Here is an 18226-nt window from a genome sequence, read left to right as displayed (position 1 = left end):
TTGTCGCGGAGCGGTGCAGGGTCTGGCGACGACCTTCCCCCGGGGTAAATCATGTCTGACACTACCTATCGCGCCGACAATCAACTCGATGCGGATGCGCTCGCCTTTCACATGAAACCGACGCCCGGCAAGCTTGCCGTGACCTCGACCAAACCGATGGCGACACAGCGCGATCTTGCGCTCGCTTACAGCCCGGGGGTGGCCGCGCCGGTACGGGCGATCGCCGAAGATCCGGACACGGTCTACGACTATACCTCCAAGGGCAATATGGTCGCTGTGGTGTCGAACGGAACGGCCATTCTGGGCCTGGGCAATCTCGGGCCGGCCGCGTCGAAGCCGGTGATGGAAGGCAAGGCGGTCCTGTTCAAACGCTTTGCCGATATTGATGCGGTCGATATCGAAGTCGATTATACCGATCCGGACAAGTTTATTGAGTGTGTGCGCGGCTTTGGTGACACGTTCGGCGGGATCAATCTGGAAGATATCAAGTCGCCGGAATGTTTCGAGATCGAAACGAGACTGCGCGAAGAGCTCAACATCCCGGTCTTCCACGATGATCAGCACGGCACTGCGATCATCGCTGCGGCGGGTCTGATCAATGCCTGCGATCTGACCGGTCGCAAGATGGACGAGCTGAAAGTCGTCCTGTGCGGTGCCGGAGCCGCCGGCCTGACCGTGCTCGAACTGATCGAGTCGATGGGCGTGAAGTCGCAAAACACGATTGTCGTTGATATCGATGGCGTCGTTTACGAAGGCCGTCCGGGCGGGCATGAGCGGCTGAACAAGCACGCGATCAAGACCGACAAGCGCACGCTCGCCGACGCTGCCAAGGGCGCTGATGTGCTGTTGGGCCTGTCGGCAGCGGGTGTGTTCACCAAGGAGATTGTGGCGTCGCTGGCACCCAATCCGATCATTTTCGCGATGGCCAATCCGACCCCGGAAATCACGCCGGAAGAGGTCAAGGCGGTCCGTGACGATGTCATCATGGCGACCGGGCGGTCCGATTATCCCAACCAGGTCAATAATGTCCTCGGGTTTCCCTATATTTTCCGCGGCGCCCTCGATGTCCGTGCCCGCACCATCAATGAAGAGATGAAGATTGCGGCGGCCCAGGCGCTTGCCGCCCTGGCCCGTGAAGATGTGCCCGACGAGGTGGCGCAAGCCTACAAGGTCGAACGTCTGCAATACGGGCCGGACTATATCATCCCGACGCCCTTCGATCCGCGTCTGATTTCCTGGGTTCCGCCCTTCGTGGCGCAGGCTGCGATCGACAGCGGCGTTGCCCGCCGCCCCCTCGAGGACAGCGAGGCCTACAAACAGGTCCTGGCCCGGCGCCTCGACCCCACGGCGGCCGTCCAGCAGCGCATCACCGCCTCAATCCGCGCCCAACAAAAGCGCATTGTTTTTGCTGAAGGCGAAGAGCCAGCCGTGATCCGTGCTGCGCACGCTTTCCAGACCCAAGGTCTGGGCAAGGCGATCCTGGTGGCGCGGGAGGACGTGGTTGCGGCCAACATGAAAGAGTTGGGGATTCCGGCGGGGACGCTCGAAGTCTGCAATGCGCGACTGTCCGAGTATAATGCCGACTATTCCGACTATCTCTACGAGCGCCTTCAACGGAAGGGCTATCTGCGTCGTGACGTTCAGCGGCGGGTCAATAATGACCGGAATGTCTTCTCCGCCTGCATGTTGAAAATGGGGCATGCCGATGGCATGGTCACAGGCGTCACGCGCCACTCTAACGTGGTCATGAATGACGTCGAGCTGGTGCTGGAACCGATCGCGGGCAGTCGGCCTGTCGGCGTAACAATCGCTGTCACCCGCGGTCGCAGCCTGGTCATCGGTGACACTTCGGTCACCGAGTTTCCGGACGCCGAGGCGCTGGCTGAAATCGCTGTCGTCACGGCCAACGCTGCCCGTCGTTTCGGGATGACGCCGCACCTAGCCTTCCTGTCCTATTCCAGTTTCGGCAACCCGCCGGGCGAACGGACGACCAAGATCCAGCAGGCGGTCGAAATTCTCGACGCCCAGGGGGCTGATTTCGAGTATGAGGGCGAGCTGGCGGCCGATGTCGCCCTCGACCCGGACCATCACAAGCTTTACCCGTTCTCGCGCCTGACCCAGCCGGCCAATGTGCTGATCATGCCGGCCATTCATTCCGCCTCGATTGCCGTGCGCCTGCTCAAGGCGGCCGGCGGCGCGACCGTGATCGGTCCGATGCTGGTTGGGTTGGAAAAACCGGTTCAGATCGCACGCCTTGGCGCCAATGTGACGGATATCGTCAATCTGGCGGGCATTGCCGCTTATGACCTCAATCAGCCGGCGCTTTGAGATCGTGATCGCGGCCGGTGCGCCGGAGTACTCGTCAAGCGTTTCGGCCGAGGCCGGAAGCAGTAACCAATCGCAGTGATCTCACGGCGAATTGACGGCGTTGCGATGCAGACAGGCACCGCCATGCCTATCTATGCTCGTGTTCGAGTGAAGAGGGGATGCGAATGGCGGGACGGGCAGCACATGACATGACGGAAGGGCCGGTCTTCGGCCATATCCTCCGCATGATCATGCCGATGAGTTTCGGCATCCTGGCGATGATGCTGGTCGGGATTGTCGACACATATTGGGTCGGCACGCTCGGCACCGCCGAACAGGCCGCCGTCCAGATGAGTTTCCCGGTCACCATGCTGGTGATGAGTGTGGCGATCGGATTGGGCGCGGGTGCGGTCTCGGCCGTGTCGCGCGCCGCCGGTCGCAAGGACGGCACGTCGACCATCGCCCGGATCGCGACCGATGCCATGACCCTGGCGTTGATATCGGTCGGCTCGGTCTCGATGCTCGGCGTGATCTTCGTCGAGCCAATCTTCCGGCAACTCGGCGCCAGTGAGACCATGTTGCCGCATGTCGTCGATTACATGTCGGTGTGGTTCGCCGGCATCGTGTTGATCGTCGGTCCCATGGTCGCCAGCAACATACTCCGCGCACTCGGCAATGCCGTTATCCCCAGCCTGATGATGATTGCGGCCGCTTTCGTGAACCTGATTCTCGACCCGATTTTCATCCTTGATGACGTGTTCGGCATCATTCCCGGCCTCGGCTGGGGCGTGTCCGGTGCAGCGCTGGCAACGGTTGCCGCCAATGCGGTGACGTTCGCAATGGTCGCCTGGTATCTGGCGGTTAAGGAAAAGCTGATCGATGTCAAACTGGAAGGGTTTGGCGAGGTCTGGCATCACTGGCTGGACATTGCCCGGGTTGGCCTGCCCGCCTGCTTGTCGAATGTGTTCAATCCGTTGGCGATGACGATCGCAATGTCGGGTCTCGCCATGGCTCGTTTCGGGGATTCTGCGGTTGGTGGCCTGGGGGTGGCCGGCCGTATCGAAGCCTTTGCCATCGTACCGCTGTTTGCGCTGTCGGCCTGCATTGGCGCCGTGACCGGACAGAATGGTGGTGCTGACCGCCTCGACCGGGTCCGCGAGGCCTTCCGGTCGAGTTTTATCTTCTGCATCGGGTGGAGCCTTGGCATCGCTGCGATCCTGTGGGTAACCGCGCCCTGGCTGGCAGCCGCCTTCCTCCCCAGTGAGGCCGGGCAATCCACCGCCATCGCCTATTGGCGCATCGTGCCGCTGACGATCGCCGGCTATGGCATCACCATCGCGGCATCCGCTGGTTTCAACGGCCTTGGCCGACCGGCGCATGGCATGGTGATCACGGCATCGCGCGCACTTGGCATGATGATTCCCGCCGTCATCATCGGGGCGTACTGGTTGGATGCGCCGGTCGGCGTTATCTGGGGCGTGGCCTTTGCCAACATCGTGGCCGGTCTGGCAACGGCGCTGTTCGTTCTCACCAGGGCGCCGATGACGGCCAAGCACGGGCGGCAGCGCAAGCGCAGCGCTCCGCCCGCGGCCGAGCCGGTCACCGACCCGGTCGCGGCGCAGGATACGCCCTAGCGCTTGACCAGAACGGCGCTGAGTTCGGGTTTGCCGTTCAGCTGTGGATGCGGCCAAGTGGAGATCGTCTCCGGCTCGGGCCATCGCCAACGCATATCGGAAAACAGGTCCCGCATCACATCCAGCGGGCAGCCATAAGGTGGACCGCCGCGCTCATCCTTCTGCATGAACAACGCAAGCATCCGGCCGCCGGGCTTGAGCCAACGCAGGAGCGTTGTCTCATAGTCGCTTCGCAGGCGCGGATGGATGGCACACAGGAATGTCTGGTCATAGACAAGGTCGACCGGCTCCGGTGGTGTCCAGGCGAGGACATCGCCAGCGATCAGCCGGGCGCTCTGTTTCGCCGTGGCAAACTGGTCCGTCTGCCAGTCGATCGCGGTCGGTGAGAGATCAATCCCTGCTGCTGTCAGGCCGGCTTTGGCAAAGGCGAGGACCTCCGGCGACCGGCCACAGCCCGGCACCACGACCCGCTCATCGGCGATGAAGGCACCGCTTGCTTCCCACGCGGCAAAGGCGGGGTGCACAGTGGCGCGTTCCCACGGTGTGTCATTGTCGCGAAACCGGGTCTCCCAATCGATTGGGCTGCGATCTTCATCAGGCGTCATGGCGACAGTATCTGATGCGCCTCGTGCCGGGTCTAGGCTGCCTTGTGCATGCGATAGAGATCAATCATCGACAGGGCTTGGCCCGGCGCAGGTGCGGCGCGATCTGCGACCACGGTCTGACCGGAGAAAAAGCGAACGCCGCTGGCCATTGCGGCCTTGAGGACATGCAGGTCGCGGACATCGTGCAGATAGGTGGCGGCCTTCAGTGCTGCCGCCGCCTTCACCATCTGGTTCAGGGCACGTGCGTCGTGGTCCATCAGACCTTCCGAGTTCGCATTCATCGGCGGCGGCGAGGCGCAAGAGAACAGGCTGACGCCGCTTTGGGCGAACGCGCCCAGCTCTGTCTCACCGAACGGTATCTCGGCCATCAAACCCACACCGTGTTTGCCTAGCTCGGCCAGCGCGGCGGCCTGCTTGGCCGGCTGATCGCTCAACCCGTCGATGCGAACCAGCAGCGACTTGCGAAGCGGCGCCGGTAATCCGTTGATGGTATCAAGGAGCGTCGCGCGGTGCGTGTCATTGGCCCAACAGCTGGCGTGTATGGCAACCCGCAGCGTCATCCGCTTTTGTTTGCGGGCAAGGGCCAGGAGCATTGCGGTCGCGGCGTCGATCGCGCAGCTGTCGAGATCCATCTGGCTGACCCGGCTCATCCGGGTCGCGATGGCGCGACGCCCTTCCAGGGCCCGTCCGCCGATAACGACCTTGGCGAGACAGGCATTGGCCGCCAGCAATTGTTTTTGGGCATCCCAGAGCGGTCGGTATTGCGCAATGACGCTGTCTTCCTCGCACTCGGTCACAGGGCAGCTGCGGGGCAGGCGGGCTTCCGGTTCCATCGGTGGCTGGGTGCGGGATCGCCGGGCGTCGGCATCCATGTCCGGCGCTGTTGCCACGCGCGTTGCAGCGAGTTGCGTGATATCGCTGGCATCGACGCGACTGGCTTCCGTCTCGATCGACAGGTCGGCCGTATCGGGTGATCCTAGGAAGAAGCGCATCAGCGCCTCGGAGAGGGCCGCAAGCATGTCCGCGGGATTGTCCGGTGCGCTGGCAAACAGGACGAGAAAGCCTTCCTCGCACGGAATGACGGCGTCATCTTCGTCGAGGCGTTTGGCGAGAAACTGCGTTCCGGCGACGAGCGCCTTCTTCTTGACGCTGGGCCAGTTCTCGCCGGCCTGTTCGCGGACGGCATTGAGGTTGAGCAAGCGGAATTGCCCGACATCAATGCGCTCGCCCCGGGCCATGGCCCGGCGTATGAAGGTCTTGAGATCGGCAGTCATGAAGGCCCGTCGCACAGTCGTTTGAGGGATGATGTACCGACAATGCTTAAGGCCACATTGACCCTGCAGGTTCCGGCAGCAGCCATCGACGTGTGACGGCGCAGGACGGCTCTTGCCTGCCGCGACAAGCCGCGCCATAACGCCGGCCCGACCTGCGGATGTGGCGGAACTGGTAGACGCGCCAGATTTAGGTTCTGGTGCCGCGAGGCGTGGGGGTTCGAGTCCCTCCATCCGCACCATCCATCGCCCTGCGGGCTTCGGGTGGCAGGCCGCCTTGGCGGTCGCAATCAGCACGAACAGTGTGCGGTGATGCGGCCCAACCGCTGCACAGCGTTGCACGCGCCGAATCCGCGTGACATAACGCGCGCTCGATTTTGCACGCGGTTCGCGCCGCCCGTTTACCTGAACATCAAGGCTAACCCATGAACGTCATCGAGAAAGCTACCGAAGGCTTGAGCCGCACCTATGAGATCGTCATCCCGGCCGACGATCTGCAAGCTCGCCTGGCTGCGAAGATCGAAGAGATCCGTCCTGAAGTCCGTCTGAAGGGCTTCCGCCCGGGCAAGGTGCCGACCAGCCACATCCGCAAGATGTTCGGCGAAAGCATCATGGGTGACCTGCTCAACGAGCTGGTTCCGGAAACCACCCAGAAAACGCTCGACGAGAAGAAGCTCCGTCCGGCCTCGCAGCCGGACATCTCGGTGACCAGCGAAGCCAAGGATGTGCTCGGCGGCAAGGCTGACTTCGTCTTCGAGATCGCCCTGGAAATCATGCCTGATTTCGAGCCGGCTGATCCGTCCAAGCTGTCGGTGACCCGTCCGGTTGCTGAAGTCGAGGACGCTGAAGTCAACGAGGCGCTCGAGCGTCTGGCCGGTGAAAGCCGTGAGTTCGCGGCCAAGAAGGGCGGCAAGAACGCCAAGGCCGAAGACGGCGATGTCGTCGTGGTCGACTTTGTCGGCAAGCTGGATGGTGAAGTCTTCGAGGGCGGTTCCGCCGAGGACGCGCGCGTTGCCATTGGCGATGGCGCCTTCATTCCTGGCTTTGAAGAGCAGCTGCTTGGCGCCAAGGTCGGCGAAGAGCGCGTGCTCAATGTGACCTTCCCGGACGACTATCAAGCCGCTCAGCTGGCCGGCAAGGCTGCCACTTTTGACGTCACCGTGAAGGGCCTCGAGGCCCCGCAGGAGGCCAAGGTCGATGACGAGTTGGCCAAACGTCTCGGCCTGGAAAACCTCGACAGCCTGAAGGATGCGCTGAAAAAGCGTTTCGCCGGCGAGCACGCCCAGCAATCGCGCATGAAGGTCAAGCGTGACCTGCTCGACAAGCTGGATGCCGAGCACAAATTCGACCTGCCGCCGAAAATGGTGGAAGCCGAGTTCGAGAATATCTGGCGTGAAGTGGCGCACGCCATCGAGCACGATCATCTCGAGGAAGAAGACAAGAACAAGTCGGAAGACGAACTCAAGTCGGAATACCGCGAGATCGCCGAGCGCCGCGTGCGCCTGGGTCTGGTGCTGGCCGAGATCGGCCGCCGCAACAATATCGATGTGACCCAGGAAGAACTGTCCCGCGCCATCAACCAGGAAGCGGTGAAGTATCCGGGCCAGGAGCGCCAAGTCGTCGAGTTCTACCAGAAGAACCCGAACGCCGTCGCCCAGATGCGCGCGCCGATCTATGAGGAAAAAGTCGTCGATTATATCCTCGAGCTTGCCGAAGTGACCGAAACCACGGTCTCCAAGGAAGCGCTCTACGCGGACGAGGACGAAGCGCCTGCCAAGCCGGCCAAGAAGGCCGCCGCAAAGAAGGCTCCGGCCAAGAAAGCACCGGCCAAGAAGACCGCTGCCAAGGCTGATGACGACAAGCCGGCCGCCAAGAAGAAGGCGCCGGCCAAGAAAACCGCTGACAAGGACGAGGCTGCGGCCAAGAAGCCGGCTGCCAAGAAGAAGGCCCCGGCCAAGAAGGCGGCTGCCAAGAAAGACGCTTGATCCTGACAGCGTTTCGCAATGACACAGCGCCGGCGCTATCCAAGCGTCGGCGCTTTTCGTTTCGGCACGATTTGGCAGATGTCGCTGCAGCGTGCGCCTTGCCTACAACTTCGACGCCCGCGATAGTCCCATTATCCCGTCTGATGAGAATCGGCCCGATCCCGGTGCCGTCACCCCAAGGAGCGCGATATGCATGATCCCCAGGATGTAATGATGAATCTGGTTCCGATCGTCGTCGAACAGACGAGCCGTGGCGAGCGCTCTTTCGATATCTATTCGCGCCTCCTCAAGGAGCGCATCATTTTCGTCACCGGTCCGATCGAGGACCATATGGCGAGCCTGATCATTGCCCAACTTCTCTTCCTCGAGTCCGAGAACCCGAAAAAAGAGATCTCGATGTATATCAACTCACCGGGCGGTGTGGTGTCGGCCGGTCTCGGCATCTATGACACAATGCAATATATCCGCTCGCCGGTGTCGACGATGTGCCTGGGCATGGCCGCTTCGATGGGATCTCTGCTGCTGACGGCGGGCGAGAAGGACATGCGCTTTGCAGCGCCCAATGCGCGCATCATGGTGCACCAGCCGTCCGGTGGTTTCCGCGGCCAGGCGTCCGACATTGAGCGCCACGCGGCTGACATCCAGAAGATCAAACGGCGCCTGAACGAGATTTATGTGAGCCACACCGGTCGCACATATGAAGAGATTGAAAATGCCCTCGATCGCGACAATTTCATGTCGGCGGAAGAGGGGCTGGAATTCGGCCTGATCGACAAGGTCATCGAACGCCGCGCGGAAGACGAGAAGGAAGGTTCTGACAGCTAGCACCGAACCGGGATGCAGGCATGATGCTTGATCGGTACTGCATCCATGTGATCGAATGCGCAGCGACGGAAACCTTTCGCTAAAGTTCGGCCTTGATTTTGCACGAGGCTGAAAGCGAAAGCAGGTATCATCGCGATGCCTGCGGGTTGAAATGGAGCGGTCATGAGTAAGACGACGGGCGGAGACAGCGAGTCGAAGAACACTCTCTACTGCTCTTTTTGCGGAAAGAGTCAGCATGAGGTCCGCAAACTGATCGCCGGACCTACGGTGTTCATCTGTGATGAATGCGTCGAACTCTGCATGGATATTATCCGCGAGGAGAACAAATCCTCGCTGGTGAAATCCAAGGAAGGCGTCCCGTCTCCGCAGGAAATCTTCAATGTGCTCAATGATTATGTGATCGGCCAAGCGCATGCCAAACGCGTGCTCGCCGTGGCGGTCCACAATCACTACAAGCGCCTCAATCACGCTTCGCAGAACTCCGACGTTGAACTCGCCAAATCGAACATCCTGCTGATCGGACCGACCGGTTGCGGCAAGACGCTGCTCGCGCAGACGCTGGCCCGTATCCTCGATGTGCCCTTCACCATGGCCGATGCAACGACGCTTACTGAAGCCGGTTATGTCGGTGAGGATGTCGAGAATATCGTCCTGAAATTGCTCCAGGCTGCCGACTATAATGTCGAACGGGCCCAGCGCGGCATTGTCTATATCGATGAGATCGACAAGATTTCGCGCAAGTCTGACAACCCTTCCATCACCCGTGACGTGTCGGGTGAGGGTGTGCAGCAAGCGCTCCTGAAAATCATGGAAGGCACGGTCGCGTCGGTGCCGCCGCAGGGCGGTCGCAAGCATCCGCAGCAGGAATTCCTGCAGGTCGACACCACCAATATCCTGTTCGTCGTCGGCGGCGCCTTCGCCGGTCTCGACAAGGTGATCTCGCAGCGCGGGCAGGGTTCCTCGATTGGCTTTGGCGCTGATGTGCGTGAGCCGGACGCCCGTCGTACGGGTGAAATCCTGCGCGAAGTGGAGCCCGATGACCTGCTGCGCTTCGGCCTGATCCCGGAATTCGTGGGTCGCCTGCCCGTCATCGCGACGTTGGAGGACCTTGATGTCGGTGCGCTGGTGCAGATCCTGACCGAGCCGAAGAACGCGCTCGTGAAGCAGTATCAGCGCTTGTTCGAGATGGAAGGCGTAGGCCTGACCTTCACCGAAGACGCCCTCAAAGGCATTGCCAACCGGGCCATTGCCCGCAAGACCGGTGCCCGTGGCCTGCGTTCGATCATGGAAGGCATCCTCCTGGAAACCATGTTCGATCTTCCAAGTCTGGAAGGCGTGGAAGAGATCGTCGTCAACGGCGAAGTGGTCGAGGGCAATGCCAAGCCGCTGTCCATCTATGCCGAGCGCAAGGACGACAAGCGGGAGGGTGCTTGACCTTTCACGGTCTCGTCGCCACCTCTTGAGGTAAGCTGGAACACCGGAGACCGCGCTCGGCGCGTGCATCCGGTGGTTCCGAATAGAGTCACGATCTGTATCAAGGTCTGCACGCGCTCCTCCGGTTGAGCGCGCATGGAGCAAGCATGTCCACCACGAAGACACTCCCCCTTCTACCCCTGCGCGACATTGTCGTTTTCCCGCACATGATTGTGCCGCTCTTTGTCGGGCGCGAGAAATCGGTCAAGGCGCTCGAAGAGGTGATGAAGGCCGACAAGCAAATCCTGCTGGCCACCCAGCGCACCGCGTCCGACGATGAGCCGAGCGCTGACGCGATCCACACCACCGGCGTGATCGCTTCGGTATTGCAATTGCTGAAATTGCCGGATGGCACGGTCAAGGTGCTGGTCGAAGGCGGTGTTCGCGTCGAAATCGGCGGCTATACGGCCCGGACCGATTTCTACGAGGCCGAATGCACGCCGATCGACGAGGATCCGGGTGATGTCTCCGAACTGGAAGCGCTGATGCGTACGGTGTCGGCCAAGTTCGATGACTACGTGAAGCTGAACAAGAAAGTGCCGCCGGAAGCCCTGGCGTCGCTGTCGCAGATCCGCGAGCCGGGCAAGCTGTCGGACTCCATTGCCGCCCATCTCGCCGTCAAGATCGACGAGAAACAGTCGCTGCTCGAAGAGCCGGACGTGACCCGCCGCCTGGAGCGCATTCTCGGCATGATGGAGGGCGAGATCGGTGTCCTTCAGGTCGAGAAGAAAATCCGTTCGCGCGTGAAGCGCCAGATGGAAAAGACCCAGCGCGAATATTATCTCAACGAGCAGATGAAGGCGATCCAGCGTGAGCTGGGCGAGACCGATGACAGCCGTGAAGAGCTGGCCGAGCTGGAAGAGAAACTGGCCGAGGCCAAGCTTTCCAAGGAAGCCCGCACCAAGGCGGATGCCGAATTCAAGAAGCTACGCAATATGAGCCCGATGTCGGCCGAGGCCACCGTCGTGCGCAATTATCTCGACTGGATCCTTTCGGTTCCGTGGGGCAAGCGCAAGCGTCTGAAGAATGACCTGGAACGCGCTGAAAACATTCTGGAAACGGACCATTACGGCCTCGAGAAGGTCAAGGAGCGCATCCTTGAGCATCTCGCAGTTCAGGCTCGCACCAAGAAGCTGAAAGGCCCGATCCTGTGCCTCGTCGGCCCGCCCGGCGTCGGCAAGACCTCGCTTGGTCGCTCGATTGCCAAGGCGACCGGCCGCGACTTCGTGCGCATGTCGCTCGGCGGCGTTCGCGACGAAGCCGAGATCCGCGGTCACCGCCGGACCTATATCGGTTCCATGCCCGGCCGCATCATCCAGTCGATGAAAAAGGTCAATTCGTCCAATCCGCTCTTCCTGCTCGATGAGATCGACAAGCTCGGCGCCGATTACCGCGGTGACCCGGCTTCGGCCCTCCTGGAAGTGCTCGATCCGGAACAGAATGCCAATTTCAACGATCACTATCTGGAGGTCGATTACGACCTGTCGGACATCATGTTCGTGACCACGGCCAACACGCTCAACCTGCCGCAGCCGCTTCTCGACCGGATGGAGATCATCCGTATCGCTGGCTATACAGAGGACGAGAAGGTCGAGATCGCCAAGCGCCACCTCATCCCCAAGCAGATGAAAAATCATGCGCTCAAGGACAGTGAGTGGTCGCTGAGCGAGGAAGGTCTTCGTGATCTGATCCGTTATTACACGCGTGAAGCGGGTGTTCGCAGTCTCGAACGTGAAATCGCCAATCTTGCCCGCAAGTCCGTCGTTCGCATTGAGCGCGGCACGGCCAGCGCGATCACGATCACGTCGGCCAATCTCGGTGATTTCGCGGGGGTCCGGAAGCACCGCTTTGGCGAAACCGAGGATCATGACCAGATCGGTATTGTCACCGGCCTGGCCTGGACGGAAGTTGGTGGTGACCTGTTGACGATCGAAGCTGTCCGCATGCCGGGGCGCGGCAAGATGATGGTCACGGGCAATCTGCGCGATGTGATGAAGGAGTCGATCTCGGCGGCCAATTCCTTTGTCCAGTCGCGCGCGCCATCGCTGGGCATCAAGCCGACGATTTTCCGTGCCGCAGACATTCACGTCCACATGCCCGAGGGCGCCACGCCGAAAGACGGCCCGTCGGCGGGCGTCGGCATGATGACCGCGATTGTCTCGGTGCTGACCGGTATTCCGGTGCGCAAGGATATCGCCATGACGGGTGAGATCACCCTGCGCGGCCGTGTCCTGCCGATTGGCGGCCTCAAGGAGAAACTGCTTGCGGCCCTGCGCGGTGGCGTGAAGACCGTCCTCATCCCGAAAGACAATGAAAAGGACCTCGCCGAGATCCCGGACAATGTCAAAGAGGGCATGGAAATCATCGCGGTCGAGACCGCCGATGAAGTGCTGATGCGAGCCCTGGTCGAGCCGGTTGAACCGGTCGAGTGGACGGAGGCAGACGAGGCCGCCCTGGCCGCAATGGCCGCCCAGCAGGGTGGTGACCCGGCCGGGCAGCCGATTGCGCACTAGGCGCTGAAAATCGTTTCATTTGAAACAATCTTGGCCGGAGGCGATGTCTCCGGCCATTTTTGTGCAGAAATCATCTGATTTCGCGCAGAAAGTGGATTGACCGTGCGCACCGGGGCGGCCACTGTCGCCGTCATGAACAGCGCGACGTATTTCTTTGCGGCCTATTTTACCAACGCGACCCATCTGGGGGCGGTGGCCGGCTAGCATGTGCATCAGCGCAGCGTAACCAGGGCCTCCCCCACGGGGAGGCCCTTTTCTTTTGTCTGAAGGGATGACGAGCATGACAACGGAAATGACGCGGGACGAGATCCGCACCGCCATCAGCGAGATCGATCAACAATTGATCGATGCCATCGCCCGCCGCTCGGACCTTGTCGAGGACATGCTCAAGGCCAAGGCGAAAACCGGCAGCCCGGTGCGCGACCGTGAACGCGAGCGCGAAGTGTTGCGGTCGGCCGTCCAGCAGGGCGCAGAGCGCGGTCTGTCGAGCGAACTTGTCGAAACGGTGTTTCATGCCCTCTTCGAAAGCTCGATCCGGCGTCAGCGCGAAAATTTTGACTCACTGCGCAATGACGAGCTCAACGAAGCCAGTGTCGCTTATCTTGGCGGACCGGGCAGTTACAGTCATATCGCGGCCCAGAAAGTCTTCCAGCGCCGCAACGCGACCGTCATCCCGTCGCCGAAACGTGACTTCGTGTCGATCTTCCGGGCCGTCGAGAATGCCGAGGTCGATTACGGTGTCATCCCGATCGAGAACACGACCACCGGCTCGATCAATGAGGTCTATGACATCCTGATCAACTCCCACACCCAGATCATCGGTGAGTTCCTGCTGCGGGTGGATCATTGCCTGGTGGGGCGGGCGAGCGGGCAGGGGCGTGTGCGCCGGGTCTTCGGGCATCCCCAGGCACTGGCGCAATGTCGCCGTTACATCGCGTCCCATCCGGAGTTGGAGACCCACATGGCCGCCTCCACGACGCGCGCCCTGGAGCGGTTGCTCGAGGACGACGACACGGCCGTTGCTGTCGCCGGCGAGGATGCAGCCCGCCTGTTCGGCATGGACATCCTTGAACGGAATGTCGGTGACCATGAGCAGAACATCACCCGTTTCATCGTCATTGGGCGCAAGTCAAAGCTCCCGACCCGTGAGGTCGAGTGCAAGACCTCGATGATGTTCACCACGCGCGATACGCCGGGCTCGCTGGTCGATGCCCTGCTGGGTTTCCGCGACAATGGCATCAATCTGGTGAAGCTGGAATCGCGGCCGATTGCCGGCAATCCCTGGGAAGAAATGTTCATCATGGATGTCGAGGGCCATCTGGAGGACCGCAAGATCAAGGATTCCATGGCGGTGCTCGAGGAGCACACACGCGAGATCAAACTGCTCGGCTGTTATGCCATGGACGCGATCGACAAGGTGACATCCGCCGAGTAGGTGGAATGGCGAGGCGGGAAGGGTTTGACCGGGCGCTTCCGGTTCGGCCGCTCCGTGACATGACTGTTCGTTGGAACGACAAAATGAACGTTGTTCGACGGCGCGGTCGGGAGTATCAGAACCGCATGACAGATGTTCAGGATCAGTCCCGGCCGCGCGGTCGTCCCGCACTCGCTCCGGAAGCCCGAGGGGAGGCGTTGGCGGCTGCCGGCGCACTGCTCGCCGAGCAGGGACTGAAGGGCATGAAGGCCCGAACGATTGCGGAGCGGGCCGGCCTGAGCGTGGGCTCGATCTACAAGCTGTTCGGCGACATTGATGACCTGGTGCGCGAGCTGAATGTGCTGACCTATCGTGATGTCGCCCTGCATCATCAGGCCGCGCTGGCCAATGCAGGACTGGACGCTGGCGATGTGCACGGGCGTCTGATGGTTCTGGCCCGCGCCTATCTTGATTTCATCATCAACAATGATGCCCGCTGGAGAGCCCTGCTGACCTTCAATCGCCGCAATTCGGGCGAGGCGCCGCGCTATTACACGCAGCATGAAGACGAGCTTTTCCATATCATCACCGATGTGCTGGAACCGGCGCCGGGACTGGACGGGTTGGAGGCTCGGGAGACCGCTGCCCGGGCCATCTGGGCTGCCGTGCACGGCATCATCGTTATCGTCCTGCCCAATGCCCGCTATGCCGACCCGGTGGCGACGGCGATGGCACAGATCGAAATGATCGTGGGCGCATTTATCCGGGATGCTGCAGCGCGTCGTTGAGACGGGCTTGCGTCTTTGGGGCGGTAGGCATTACAAGCGCCACCTGCCCGCCAGCCGGGCACCGATATCCGGGCGGTTAGCTCAGCTGGGAGAGCATCTCGTTTACACCGAGAGGGTCGGGGGTTCGAGCCCCTCACCGCCCACCATATCCGTAGGTACACGACCAATCGTGTTTTTCGGTTTGGAGCCACCCGGCTTGTCTTAATCGAGAACGGTGTCCGTCGCGCTTTCGAACAGGTCGAGCAGACCGCCGGGCGCGTCCGGATTAAAGACACGGACATCGGCGCGCGAGGCGAAGCGGGTGATGGTGCGGGCGGTTTCCGTGACCGGTGTGTCGCTGTGCGGGTGGTCATTGAGGATCACCGTGCAATGCCCGTCGAGCACTCTGAGGGCGCTCAGAGTGTGCGAAATCGTGCCGAGATACGTTCCGGCGACCAGGACCGGGCGGGCATCAAGTTCGCGGATCAGGTCGAGATTGAGGCCGTCTGACGCGATCGGCGACATCACCCCGCCGGCCCCCTCGATCACTGTCGGCATCTCGCGGTCGATATGGTCGAGGCACCAGCTGACAATCCTGTCGAGCGGGAGTTCTCGGCGTTCCTTGCGGGCGGCCAGGTCCGGTGATAGCGGGGCCTTGAAACGCCAGGGCGAGACTGCTTGAACGCCGTCTCCGGTCAATGCGTCGCCATTGGCCCGCATCAGCCGGATCGTGTCGGTCTCGTTGAGTGCGGATTGGTCGAACCCGGAAATGACCGGTTTGAGGACGCGCATTGTCCGCCCCTGATCGCGCCAGGCGCGGATGAGGGAGCACAGCACATGCGTCTTGCCGATATCGGTGCCGGTGCCGGTGAAGAAAAGTGGTCGCATTACTCGGCAGCTTGGGTTGTTTCCAGGATCGCTGCAAGGGCTTGTGCAAGCTGGTCGATATCTGTGTCGGTATGGGCAGCATTGAAGGTGATGCGCAGCCGCGCCGTGCCGCGGGGCACAGTCGGCGGCCGGATCGCGGTGACCAGGAAGCTACTCGCCTCCAGGGATTTCGACGCGGCCAGCGCTGCGCCTTCGCTGCCCATCACAATCGGGACGATGGGGGAGTGGGGTTCTGGCAGGCCGAGCCGTCGGCAAAACCGCCGGGCCAGTGTCATCGGACGGTCTCGTAGACCCGCATCGGATTCGATCCGGTCTAGCGCCGCGAGAGCCGCGGCGGCGCAGGCCGGCGGCAGGGCGGTTGTGAAAACCAGTGGTCGGGCCCGGGTGCGCAGCAGGTCACAAACCGCCCGCGAGGCACACAGATAGCCGCCATAACTGCCCAGCGCCTTCGACAGCGTCCCCATCTGCAGTGGCGGCGTGACCGGCGGAGTGAAGCAATGCGAGCTGCCACGACCATCGCCGATCACGCCGATCCCGTGCGCGTCATCGACCAGCGTCCAGGCGTCGTGCTGATCGGCCAGGGAGAGTAGTTCGGGCAGGGGCGCCAGGTCGCCGTCCATCGAGAACACGCCATCAGTGAGGATCATGGCGTGGCGGTGATCGCCACGCAGGGCGGTGAGGCGGGCGTCCAGATCATCCATGTCATTGTGCGCGAAAATCTCGACCCGGGCACCGGACAGACGGGCACCGGCATGCAGGCAGGCATGGGCCAGGGCATCGACCAGGACGAGATCGCCCGCGCCGGCCAGCGCCGGGGTGATGGCCAGATTGGCGAGATAGCCGGAACCGAACAGGAGGCAGTCCTCGCTGCCCTTGAAAGCCGCCAGCCGCCGTTCCAGCTCGAACAATAGCGGATGACCACCGGTCACCAGACGTGATGCCCCGGCACCGGCCCCGAAGGTTCGGGTGGCCGCGGCGGCGGCTTCGATGACAGCCGGGTCCTGGCTGAGGCCGAGATAGTCGTTGGAGCAGGCATTGACGATGCGCCGCCCGTCGCGCTCGACGATGGCGCCGCCCATCGGCCGGGTCTCATGCGTGACGCGGCGCAGATTGTGGCGGTCCAGTCCGGCGAGTTTGTGGTCGGCAAAACGCTGCAGGGAAGCGGTCGAGGTGGTCATGCAAAGCCTGTCGCACAGAATTGTAGCCTGCTAAAGCCTCCACATGACCCAGGATGCAGACAAGCGCGGCTTTGACCCCGGCGACCATGCCGTGTGGCGGCCCTATGCCCAGATGAAGACCACAGCGCCGGCCCTTCCGGTTGTTGGAGCGAGCGGCGTGCGGCTGGAGCTTGCGGATGGCCGGACCCTGATTGATGGCGTTTCGTCCTGGTGGACGGTGTGTCACGGCTATTGTCATCCGCACATTATCGATGCGGTCAAACGTCAACTCGACGCGGTGCCCCATGTGATGCTGGGCGGGCTGACCCATGAACCGGCCGAGCGTTTGGCGCGCCGTCTGGCGGCGCTGGCGCCGGGTGATCTCAATCACGTCTTCTTTTGCGAATCAGGTTCGGTCTCGGTCGAGATCGCGATGAAGATTGCGGTGCAATCGTTCATAAATCGCGGTCAGCGCGGGCGAACGAAATTCCTGGCCTTTCGCGGCGGCTATCATGGCGACACGCTGGCGACGATGTCGGTCTGTGATCCGGAAGAGGGCATGCACAGCCTGTTTGCCGGCGCGATTGCGCGTCAGGTGATCGCCGATCTGCCAACCGATCCGGATCGGCTCGACAGCCTGTCGGTCATTCTCGACCAACAGGGCGCGACACTGGCGGGTGTGATCGTCGAACCCTTGGTGCAAGGCGCGGGCGGTATGCGTTTCCATGACGCGGCAACGCTGCAGGCCTTGCGTGCCCTGTGCGACCAGCATGGCCTGCCGCTGATCTTCGACGAGATCATGACCGGTTTTGGCCGACTCGGGACGATGTTTGCCGCCGAGAAGGCCGGGGTCACGCCGGACATCATGACCGTGTCCAAGGCCTTGACGGGCGGGACCCTGCCGCTGGCTGCAGCGATTGCTTCGACGCGGCTGTTCGAAACCTTCTGGGATGACGATGCTGGCAAGGCCTTGATGCACGGGCCGACCTATATGGGTAATCCCGCCGCATGCGCCGCGGCCAATGCCTCGCTCGACCTGTTTGAGCGAGAGCCGCGACTGGCCCAGGTGCACGCCATTGAGGCCATGTTCGCCGCGCTGCTGCCACAGGCGCGCGACTTGCCGGGCGTGCTCGATGTGCGTTGGCAGGGCGCCATTGGCGTCATCGAAATGCAGAGCCTGCCCGAGTTGGACACGCTCAAGGCGGCCTTCGTTGGTGCCGGTGTCTGGGTGCGACCGTTCAACAATATCATCTATCTCATGCCGCCCTACGTGATCAGTGCCGAGGACTTGCAGGCGCTGATCGAGGCGGCGCTGCGCGTGACAGAGGCTTGGGCGCGCCGCCATTTCCTTTAATTTCAATATTTTGAAATTGAGCTTGTACAATCA

13 protein-coding genes and 2 tRNA genes are annotated in these 18226 nt (G+C 61.9%); 11 read left to right on the top strand and 4 right to left on the bottom strand.

Translation table 11 applies throughout. The features are described from left to right. Positions 1–51 precede the first annotated feature (51 nt). Both C7435_RS04845 and C7435_RS04840 read left to right on the top strand, forming a co-directional pair. On the top strand, positions 52–2328 hold the full coding sequence (locus C7435_RS04845) for an NADP-dependent malic enzyme (protein WP_075190723.1): 2277 nt from the start codon (positions 52–54) through the stop codon (positions 2326–2328). Positions 2329–2492: 164 nt separating this feature from the next. After that, positions 2493–3941 carry an MATE family efflux transporter gene (locus C7435_RS04840; protein WP_121210249.1) on the top strand — a complete coding sequence of 483 codons (1449 nt, stop codon included), beginning with the start codon at positions 2493–2495 and terminating at the stop codon, positions 3939–3941. Here C7435_RS04840 and C7435_RS04835 read toward each other — a convergent pair. Together C7435_RS04835 and C7435_RS04830 are read right to left on the bottom strand one after the other, a co-directional pair. After that, complete coding sequence (locus tag C7435_RS04835; RefSeq protein ID WP_121210248.1) at positions 3938–4546, bottom strand: methyltransferase domain-containing protein; 609 nt, start codon at positions 4544–4546, stop codon at positions 3938–3940. The two genes, C7435_RS04840 and C7435_RS04835, sit on opposite strands and share 4 nt — an antisense overlap. Positions 4547–4578: 32 nt before the next feature. After that, entirely contained in the window at positions 4579–5820 is a 1242-nt protein-coding gene (locus tag C7435_RS04830; protein ID WP_121210247.1) for a hypothetical protein, read from the bottom strand. A gap of 154 nt (positions 5821–5974) precedes the next feature. Between C7435_RS04830 and C7435_RS04825 the strand changes: the two genes are divergently transcribed. The 8 genes from C7435_RS04825 to C7435_RS04790 all read left to right on the top strand — a co-directional run bounded on the left by C7435_RS04825 (position 5975) and on the right by C7435_RS04790 (position 14961). After that, positions 5975–6059, top strand: a tRNA-Leu gene (locus C7435_RS04825). Between the two features lie 183 nt (positions 6060–6242). Next, positions 6243–7802: a trigger factor gene (tig, locus tag C7435_RS04820; protein WP_121210246.1), complete on the top strand. Its 1560-nt coding sequence runs from the start codon at positions 6243–6245 to the stop codon at positions 7800–7802. Between the two features lie 189 nt (positions 7803–7991). Further along, complete coding sequence (locus C7435_RS04815) at positions 7992–8627, top strand: ATP-dependent Clp protease proteolytic subunit (protein WP_075190718.1); 636 nt, start codon at positions 7992–7994, stop codon at positions 8625–8627. A 162-nt stretch (positions 8628–8789) separates the two neighbouring features. Continuing rightward, entirely contained in the window at positions 8790–10061 is a 1272-nt protein-coding gene (gene clpX / locus C7435_RS04810; protein WP_075190717.1) for an ATP-dependent Clp protease ATP-binding subunit ClpX, read from the top strand. 146 nt (positions 10062–10207) lie between these two features. Continuing rightward, positions 10208–12613, top strand: coding sequence for an endopeptidase La (lon, locus tag C7435_RS04805; protein WP_121210245.1), 2406 nt, complete (start codon positions 10208–10210; stop codon positions 12611–12613). A gap of 280 nt (positions 12614–12893) precedes the next feature. Next, positions 12894–14048, top strand: a complete 1155-nt coding sequence (gene pheA, locus C7435_RS04800) for a prephenate dehydratase (protein ID WP_170150336.1) — start codon at positions 12894–12896, stop codon at positions 14046–14048. 125 nt (positions 14049–14173) lie between these two features. Next, complete coding sequence (locus C7435_RS04795) at positions 14174–14815, top strand: TetR/AcrR family transcriptional regulator (RefSeq protein ID WP_158025621.1); 642 nt, start codon at positions 14174–14176, stop codon at positions 14813–14815. 70 nt (positions 14816–14885) lie between these two features. Continuing rightward, positions 14886–14961 (top strand) — tRNA-Val (locus C7435_RS04790). 55 nt (positions 14962–15016) lie between these two features. Here C7435_RS04790 and bioD read toward each other — a convergent pair. Then, positions 15017–15682 carry a dethiobiotin synthase gene (gene bioD / locus C7435_RS04785; protein ID WP_075190713.1) on the bottom strand — a complete coding sequence of 222 codons (666 nt, stop codon included), beginning with the start codon at positions 15680–15682 and terminating at the stop codon, positions 15017–15019. Beyond that, positions 15682–16860: an 8-amino-7-oxononanoate synthase gene (gene bioF / locus C7435_RS04780; protein WP_121210242.1), complete on the bottom strand. Its 1179-nt coding sequence runs from the start codon at positions 16858–16860 to the stop codon at positions 15682–15684. The genes bioD and bioF overlap by 1 nt, the downstream gene beginning before the upstream one ends. 43 nt (positions 16861–16903) lie before the next feature. Between bioF and C7435_RS04775 the strand changes: the two genes are divergently transcribed. Next, positions 16904–18193 (top strand): adenosylmethionine--8-amino-7-oxononanoate transaminase, encoded by a 1290-nt coding sequence (locus C7435_RS04775; RefSeq protein WP_121210241.1) that lies wholly within the window; start codon positions 16904–16906, stop codon positions 18191–18193. Positions 18194–18226 lie beyond the last annotated feature (33 nt).

The organism is Maricaulis maris (genome assembly GCF_003634045.1).
Classification (GTDB): domain Bacteria; phylum Pseudomonadota; class Alphaproteobacteria; order Caulobacterales; family Maricaulaceae; genus Maricaulis; species Maricaulis maris.
The sequence above is the reverse complement of the archived record's forward strand: the minus strand, read 5'-3'. Positions and strand labels throughout refer to the sequence as shown.

Bases quoted from the DNA above. Each gene is read 5' to 3' on its own strand.
- clpX (WP_075190717.1), top strand. From the start codon at position 8,790: ATGAGTAAGACGACGGGCGGAGACAGCGAGTCGAAGAACACTCTCTAC.
- pheA (WP_170150336.1), top strand. From the start codon at position 12,894: ATGACAACGGAAATGACGCGGGACGAGATCCGCACCGCCATCAGCGAG.
- lon (WP_121210245.1), top strand. From the start codon at position 10,208: ATGTCCACCACGAAGACACTCCCCCTTCTACCCCTGCGCGACATTGTC.
- C7435_RS04840 (WP_121210249.1), top strand. From the start codon at position 2,493: ATGGCGGGACGGGCAGCACATGACATGACGGAAGGGCCGGTCTTCGGC.
- bioD (WP_075190713.1), bottom strand. From the start codon at position 15,682: ATGCGACCACTTTTCTTCACCGGCACCGGCACCGATATCGGCAAGACG.
- tig (WP_121210246.1), top strand. From the start codon at position 6,243: ATGAACGTCATCGAGAAAGCTACCGAAGGCTTGAGCCGCACCTATGAG.
- C7435_RS04795 (WP_158025621.1), top strand. From the start codon at position 14,174: ATGACAGATGTTCAGGATCAGTCCCGGCCGCGCGGTCGTCCCGCACTC.
- bioF (WP_121210242.1), bottom strand. From the start codon at position 16,860: ATGACCACCTCGACCGCTTCCCTGCAGCGTTTTGCCGACCACAAACTC.
- C7435_RS04815 (WP_075190718.1), top strand. From the start codon at position 7,992: ATGCATGATCCCCAGGATGTAATGATGAATCTGGTTCCGATCGTCGTC.
- C7435_RS04775 (WP_121210241.1), top strand. From the start codon at position 16,904: ATGACCCAGGATGCAGACAAGCGCGGCTTTGACCCCGGCGACCATGCC.
- C7435_RS04835 (WP_121210248.1), bottom strand. From the start codon at position 4,546: ATGACGCCTGATGAAGATCGCAGCCCAATCGATTGGGAGACCCGGTTT.
- C7435_RS04830 (WP_121210247.1), bottom strand. From the start codon at position 5,820: ATGACTGCCGATCTCAAGACCTTCATACGCCGGGCCATGGCCCGGGGC.
- C7435_RS04845 (WP_075190723.1), top strand. From the start codon at position 52: ATGTCTGACACTACCTATCGCGCCGACAATCAACTCGATGCGGATGCG.